Consider the following 6,359-nt stretch of genomic DNA (forward strand, 5'->3'; position numbering starts at 1 on the left):
TTAGTCCGTTAGCAAGGTCCTACGCCAAGGAGCCTCGTCGATACAGCCTGTCAGGTTGTCGCGGCGAGGCTCTTTGGCGATATGCGCGCCGGATTCGCGCGCTTTTAAAGACAACAAACAGTAAAATTCAGCGTCCGCGCGGCTTGCCGGGTTTTTTGGCACCGCTTCAGGTCGCCATGAGACAAGGTGCCAGCCGTGTTTCGCACCGACATCAATAACGCAAAGGAGGAGCTTCATGGAAGCTGTCCACGGCAGCACGCTGCTGGTCTTCGCGGTGATCGCCATCGCACTTCTGATCCTGCTGATCACTCGCTACAAGGTTTATCCGTTCCTCGTCCTGATCATCGTTTCGCTGCTGCTGGGTCTCGTATCCGGCATGCCGATCGGCACGATCGTCAAATCGTTCGAAACCGGCAACGGCAATACGCTCGGCCACATTGCGATCGTGGTCGGCCTTGGCACCATGCTCGGCAAGATGATGGCCGAATCGGGCGGCGCGGAGCGCATCGCCACCACGCTGATCGACAAGTTCGGCGAGAAGCACATTCACTGGGCCATGATGGTTGTGGCGATCATCGTCGGCTTGCCGGTGTTTTTTGAAGTCGGTTTCGTGCTGCTGATTCCGATCGCATTCAACGTCGCCAAACGCACTAACAAGTCGCTGTTGCTGATCGGCTTGCCGATGATCGCGGGTCTGTCTGTCGTGCACGGTTTGATTCCGCCGCACCCGGCCGCGATGCTCGCGGTGCAGGCGTATCACGCCGACATCGGCAAGACGATTGCTTACGGGCTGATCGTGGGTGTGCCGACGGCGATCGTTGCCGGTCCGCTGTTCGCGCTGTTGATCAGCCGTTACATCAAGCTGCCGCAGAACAATCCGCTCGCAGCGCAGTTCCTCGGCGCCGCTGACGAGAAAAAGGAAAAACGCGAACTGCCGAGCTTCGGTATCACGCTGTTCACGATTCTGCTGCCGGTGATTCTGATGCTGATCGGCAGTTGGGCCGACCTCGTATTTACGCCGAAGACCCTGCCGAACGATCTACTCCGTTTCGTCGGCAACTCTGACGTCGCACTGTTGATCGCCGTGCTGGTCAGTTTCTGGACCTTCGGCGCGAGCCGCGGCTTTAATCGTGAACAGATCCAGAAGTTCTGCGGCGACTGTCTGGCGCCGATCGCGGGCATCACGCTGATCGTGGGTGCGGGCGGCGGTTTCGGGCGCGTGCTGATGGACAGCGGTATCTCGAAGGAAATCGTCGGTGTGGCAACGGCCATGCACCTGTCGCCGCTGTTGTTCGGCTGGCTCGTGGCCGCGCTGATTCGTCTGGCCACGGGTTCGGCGACGGTCGCAATGACCACCGCCTGCGGTATCGTCGCGCCGATTGCCTCGGCTAGCGGGGTGCAGGTCACGCCGGAATTGCTGGTGCTCGCCACCGGCTCGGGTTCCCTGATTTTCTCGCATGTGAACGACGGCGGTTTCTGGCTGGTCAAGGAATACTTCGGTATGACGGTGGGGCAGACCTTCAAGACATGGTCACTCCTCGAAACCATCATTTCGCTGATGGGCTTGGGTTTGACTTTCGCGCTCGCGACGGTCGTGTAAGGAGTTTTTGATGATTTTGATCGCAATGGGCGTGTCGGGCGCCGGCAAAACGAGGATTGGCGAAATGCTGGCGGAACGCCTGCACTGCGCATTTACCGACGGCGACGCGTTTCACAGCGCCGCCAACAAAGAGAAAATGCACAAAGGCATTCCGCTCACCGACGAAGATCGTTGGCCGTGGTTGCAAACCATCCGTGTGGCGATCGAAGAGAAGCAGAGGGCGGGCGAGAAGGCGGTGTTCACGTGCTCGTCGCTGAAGCGTTCGTACCGCGATGTTCTGCGCGGCGGTAGCAACGGTGATAAGGGCGTGTGCTTCGTCTATCTGAAGGGTTCGTTTGAGGTGCTGCGCGAGCGGCTGACCACGCGTACCGGTCACTTCTTCGACCCGTCGCTGCTGCAAAGCCAGCTCGATACGCTCGAAGAGCCGGGTCTGGACGAAGCGATCACGGTAAGCATCGAATTGTCGCCGGAAGAAATCGTCGACGAAGTGTTGAAGCAGATGGCGGTGCGCTGAGGTTTCAGGCTCGCTTAGCCACGCAGGTCGCAGGATAAAAAAAGCCGCTTCGGAACGTTCGAAGCGGCTTTTTTGTGCCTCAAGAAACGAGGCAATGATTGAAGCTTAAGCGATCCGCTTCGCCAGTTCGACAGCCTTACCGATATACGAACCCGGTGTCATGGCAAGCAAACGATCCTTCGCATCTTGCGGAATCGCCAGGCCGCTCACGAACGTTTGCAGTGCTTCGCGCGTAATGCCCTTGCCGCGTGTCAGTTCCTTCAACTGCTCATACGGGTTCTCGATGCCGTAACGGCGCATCACTGTTTGCACCGGCTCGGCCAGCACTTCCCAGCAGTTGTCGAGGTCTTCGTTCAGACGCTGCGCGTTCACTTCGAGCTTGTCGAGGCCGCGGATCAGCGAGTCGTATGCGAGCAGCGAGTAGCCGAACGCGACGCCGATATTGCGCAGCACGGTCGAGTCGGTCAGGTCGCGCTGCCAGCGCGAAATCGGCAGCTTGTCGGCCAGGTGGCGCAGGGTTGCGTTTGCCAGACCGAGATTGCCTTCCGAATTTTCGAAGTCGATCGGATTAACCTTGTGCGGCATCGTCGACGAACCGATCTCACCGGCCTTGGTGCGCTGCTTGAAGTAACCGACCGAGATGTAGCCCCACACGTCGCGGTCCAGATCCAGCAGGATGATGTTCGCGCGCGACACGGCGTCGAACAGTTCAGCCATGTAGTCGTGCGGTTCGATCTGGATCGTGTACGGATTGAACGTGAGCTTCAGACGTTGCTCGACCACTTCACGCGAAAATGCTTCCCAGTCGAATTCCGGATACGCAGACAGGTGCGCATTGAAGTTGCCGACCGCGCCGTTCATCTTGCCCAGCAGCTCGACCTTCGCGACACGATCGATTGCGCGTTCCAGACGCGCGGCGACGTTGGCGATTTCCTTGCCGAGCGTGGTGGGGCTGGCCGGCTGGCCGTGCGTGCGCGACAGCATCGGCTGTTCGGCTTGCGCGTGAGCCAGCGCAACGAGGCGCTGATGCACCGAGCGCAGTGCCGGCAAGATCACGTGTTCACGTGCGCCGGCGAGCATCAGGCCGTGCGACGTGTTGTTGATGTCTTCCGACGTGCAGGCGAAGTGAATGAACTCGCTCGCGCGTTCCAGTTCCTCCTGACCCTTGACCGACTCCTTCAGCCAGTACTCGACCGCTTTCACGTCGTGATTCGTCACACGCTCGATTTCCTTGATGCGCGCGGCGTCGTGCGCGGTGAAGCGCTCGGCCAGTTGCAGCAGGAATTGTTCGGCGGCTTCGGAAAAGCGCGGCACTTCCGCGAAACCGGCTTGCGACAGTGCGATCAGCCAATGGATTTCAACCGTCACGCGATTGCGCATGAAAGCGGCTTCCGAGAGCCAGTCGCGCAGAGCTTCGGTTTTCGAGGCGTAGCGGCCGTCGAGCGGGGAGAGCGCGTTCAGCGCGAACAGGGTGTCGGGGCGGGTGTCGGACATGATGGGGGCGCGAGTTGGGGTGAATTGGGGCATTGAGCGCTCAATCAGCGCGCAGTGACCAGTTCGGGAACGGAGGGAACCGCGAATTTTACCACTGTGCGCCTTTTGACCCGAAGTGGGCCGCGATCTGGTCAGGAACCGGGCCGGCATATGAAGTCCGCCCATCGGGCGCGTTCGACCGGCACCGCAAAGCAGGTGGCCACGCGGGTGGTAATCCGCGCGGCAATCCCGTACGGCAGCCGCGCCGCTAGAATGCTGACTTCTACCCTCCCGCTGGCGACAGGCTCCGCATGGAACTGAAATGGCTCGAAGACTTCGTTTCGCTCGCGGAAACGCGTAGTTTCAGCCGCTCGGCCGAATTGCGTCACGTCACGCAGCCGGCGTTTTCGCGGCGAATTCAGGCGCTGGAGGCTTGGCTCGGCACCGAACTGATCGACCGTTCGGTTTATCCGACGCGGCTGACGGCGGCAGGCCAGGTGTTCTACGAGCAGGCGCTCGCGATGCTGTCGCAGTTCCACGAGGCGCGTGCTCTGCTGCGCGGGCACACGGCGACACCGCAGGCGACCATCGAGTTCGCGGTGCCACATACACTGTCGCTCACGTACTTCCCGCGCTGGCTGCAGCGCATCGAAGCGCAGATGGGCCCGATCCACACCCGGCTGCGGGCTTTGAACGTGCACGATGCGGCTTTGGCGCTGGTGGAAGGCGGTTGCGATCTGATGATGGGGTATCACCATCCGAGCCATCCCATCGCGCTCGATCCGGCGCGCTACGACATGCTCACGCTCGGCAACGAGCCGATCAGTCCGTTCTCGGCGCCGGGCCGCGCCGGGCGGCCCCGGCATACGCTGCCGGGCACGGCCGAGGCACCCACGCCCTATCTGACCTACACGCCGAACGCGTACCTGGGGCGCATGACCGAAGTGATTCTCGCCAATGCCCCGGAACGCCTGTATCTCGACCGCCTCTACGAGACCGACATGGCCGAAGGGCTCAAGGCGATGGCGCTGGCCGGCCATGGGATCGCCTTCCTGCCGTACAGCGCGGTGGAAGACGCGGTCGCCGACGGCAAGCTGATCCGTCTCGATCGTGCAACCCGCGGCACGCCCGAAGGGCAGCTTACGCTGACCATGGAGATCCGTCTCTATCGCGACAAGCTTGCGGCAAAGAGCGACGATGCGCGGCAGATACTCGTGCGGCAGTTGTGGGACGTGGTGTCGGAGGAACTGGCGCAGGGCGCGGACGCTGCCTGAAACCTGCTTACCTACGACGCGAATTTGCAGCTTCTTGATGGTTATGCAAAAAAAACATAATCGGATAAGGAAACGGCATTGGATTTCAAAACGGCGTTTTTCGACAATGCTGCTATTCGATCAACGCCGGAGCGTTCATGTCTTCCCAGCAGCAAGTCGCACAATCCGCATCATCGTTGCATTCGGTTCCCTCCTACCTCAATAGCGAAGACCTCGGGCCCTGGGGCAACTACCTGCGTCAGGTCGACCGCGTCGCGCCGTACCTCGGCTCCCTGTCCCGCTGGCTCGAAACCCTCAAGCGCCCGAAGCGCATTCTGATCGTCGATGTGCCTATCGAACTCGATAACGGCACGGTCGCGCACTTCGAAGGCTATCGCGTGCAGCACAACGTGTCGCGTGGTCCGGGTAAGGGCGGCGTGCGTTATCACCAGGACGTGACGTTGTCGGAAGTGATGGCGCTGTCCGCGTGGATGTCGGTGAAGAACGCTGCTGTGAACGTGCCGTACGGCGGCGCGAAGGGCGGTATTCGTGTCGACCCGCGTACGCTGTCGCGTGGTGAGCTGGAGCGCATGACACGCCGCTACACCAGCGAAATCGGCATCATTATTGGACCGAATACCGACATCCCCGCGCCGGACGTGAACACGAACGAGCAGATCATGGCGTGGATGATGGACACGTACTCGATGAACCAGGGCCAAACGGCTACGGGCGTCGTGACCGGCAAGCCGATCACGCTCGGCGGTTCGCTGGGCCGTCGTGAAGCGACGGGCCGTGGCGTGTTCGTGGTCGGCAGCGAAGCGGCACGCCGCATCGGCTTTGACATCGAAGGCGCGCGTATTGCTGTTCAAGGCTTCGGTAACGTGGGCGGTATCGCTGCACGTCTGTTCCAGGAAGCGGGCGCGAAAGTGGTCGCGGTGCAGGATCACACCGGTTCGCTGTACAAGTCGACCGGTATCGACGCCAACGCGCTGCTCGAGCATGTCGCGAAGACCGGCGGTGTGGGCGGTTTCCCTGAAGCCGATGCAGTCACGAACGAAGAATTCTGGACGGTCGAATCGGACATCCTGATTCCGGCCGCGCTGGAAAACCAGATCACCGAAAAGAATGCAGGCAAGATCAAGACGAAGATCGTCGTGGAAGGCGCCAACGGCCCGACCACCACGGCGGCGGACGATATTCTGCATGACCGCGGTATCCTCGTGATTCCGGACGTGGTGGCCAACGCCGGTGGCGTGACCGTCTCGTACTTCGAGTGGGTGCAGGATTTCTCGAGCTTCTTCTGGACCGAAGACGAGATCAACCAGCGTCTCGAGCGCGTAATGCGCGAAGCATTTGCCGCAGTGTGGCAAGTGTCGAGCGAACAGAAGGTGTCCGTGCGGACCGCGGCGTTTATCGTCGCGTGTAAGCGGATTCTCGAAGCGCGCGAACTGCGCGGGCTGTATCCCTGATCGTTCTGCATGAAACGGCGGGGCCGCCATCTCGGACCCGCTGTCAA

The 6,359-nt window shown here is 61.0% G+C and carries 6 protein-coding genes; 4 read left to right on the plus strand and 2 right to left on the minus strand.

All coding sequences use genetic code 11. The features are described 5' to 3' along the window. On the minus strand, nucleotides 1-237 hold the full coding sequence (locus PQR40_RS30015) for a hypothetical protein (protein WP_408231397.1): 237 nt from the start codon (nucleotides 235-237) through the stop codon (nucleotides 1-3). Between PQR40_RS30015 and PQR40_RS30020 the strand changes: the two genes are divergently transcribed. Then, entirely contained in the window at nucleotides 236-1,600 is a 1,365-nt protein-coding gene (locus PQR40_RS30020) for a GntP family permease (protein ID WP_408231400.1), read from the plus strand. The genes PQR40_RS30015 and PQR40_RS30020 overlap by 2 nt on opposite strands. Before the next feature lie 10 nt (nucleotides 1,601-1,610). Beyond that, nucleotides 1,611-2,114, plus strand: a complete 504-nt coding sequence (locus PQR40_RS30025) for a gluconokinase (RefSeq protein WP_408231403.1) — start codon at nucleotides 1,611-1,613, stop codon at nucleotides 2,112-2,114. A 105-nt stretch (nucleotides 2,115-2,219) separates the two neighbouring features. On the opposite strand, the gene purB is transcribed toward PQR40_RS30025, so the two are convergent. Then, a complete protein-coding gene (purB, locus tag PQR40_RS30030; protein ID WP_408231405.1) occupies nucleotides 2,220-3,608 on the minus strand; it encodes an adenylosuccinate lyase in 1,389 nt (462 codons plus the stop codon). Nucleotides 3,609-3,898: 290 nt separating this feature from the next. On the opposite strand from purB, the gene PQR40_RS30035 reads away from it, so the two are divergent. After that, entirely contained in the window at nucleotides 3,899-4,861 is a 963-nt protein-coding gene (locus PQR40_RS30035; RefSeq protein ID WP_408231408.1) for a LysR family transcriptional regulator, read from the plus strand. Between the two features lie 137 nt (nucleotides 4,862-4,998). After that, nucleotides 4,999-6,312, plus strand: coding sequence for a Glu/Leu/Phe/Val family dehydrogenase (locus PQR40_RS30040; RefSeq protein WP_408231411.1), 1,314 nt, complete (start codon nucleotides 4,999-5,001; stop codon nucleotides 6,310-6,312). Nucleotides 6,313-6,359 lie beyond the last annotated feature (47 nt).

The sequence above is a fragment of the Paraburkholderia sediminicola genome, from assembly GCF_046026855.1.
Taxonomy (GTDB): domain Bacteria; phylum Pseudomonadota; class Gammaproteobacteria; order Burkholderiales; family Burkholderiaceae; genus Paraburkholderia; species Paraburkholderia sediminicola_A.

Bases quoted from the DNA above. Each gene is read 5' to 3' on its own strand.
- PQR40_RS30020 (WP_408231400.1), top strand. From the start codon at position 236: ATGGAAGCTGTCCACGGCAGCACGCTGCTGGTCTTCGCGGTGATCGCC.
- PQR40_RS30015 (WP_408231397.1), bottom strand. From the start codon at position 237: ATGAAGCTCCTCCTTTGCGTTATTGATGTCGGTGCGAAACACGGCTGG.
- PQR40_RS30025 (WP_408231403.1), top strand. From the start codon at position 1,611: ATGATTTTGATCGCAATGGGCGTGTCGGGCGCCGGCAAAACGAGGATT.
- purB (WP_408231405.1), bottom strand. From the start codon at position 3,608: ATGTCCGACACCCGCCCCGACACCCTGTTCGCGCTGAACGCGCTCTCC.
- PQR40_RS30035 (WP_408231408.1), top strand. From the start codon at position 3,899: ATGGAACTGAAATGGCTCGAAGACTTCGTTTCGCTCGCGGAAACGCGT.
- PQR40_RS30040 (WP_408231411.1), top strand. From the start codon at position 4,999: ATGTCTTCCCAGCAGCAAGTCGCACAATCCGCATCATCGTTGCATTCG.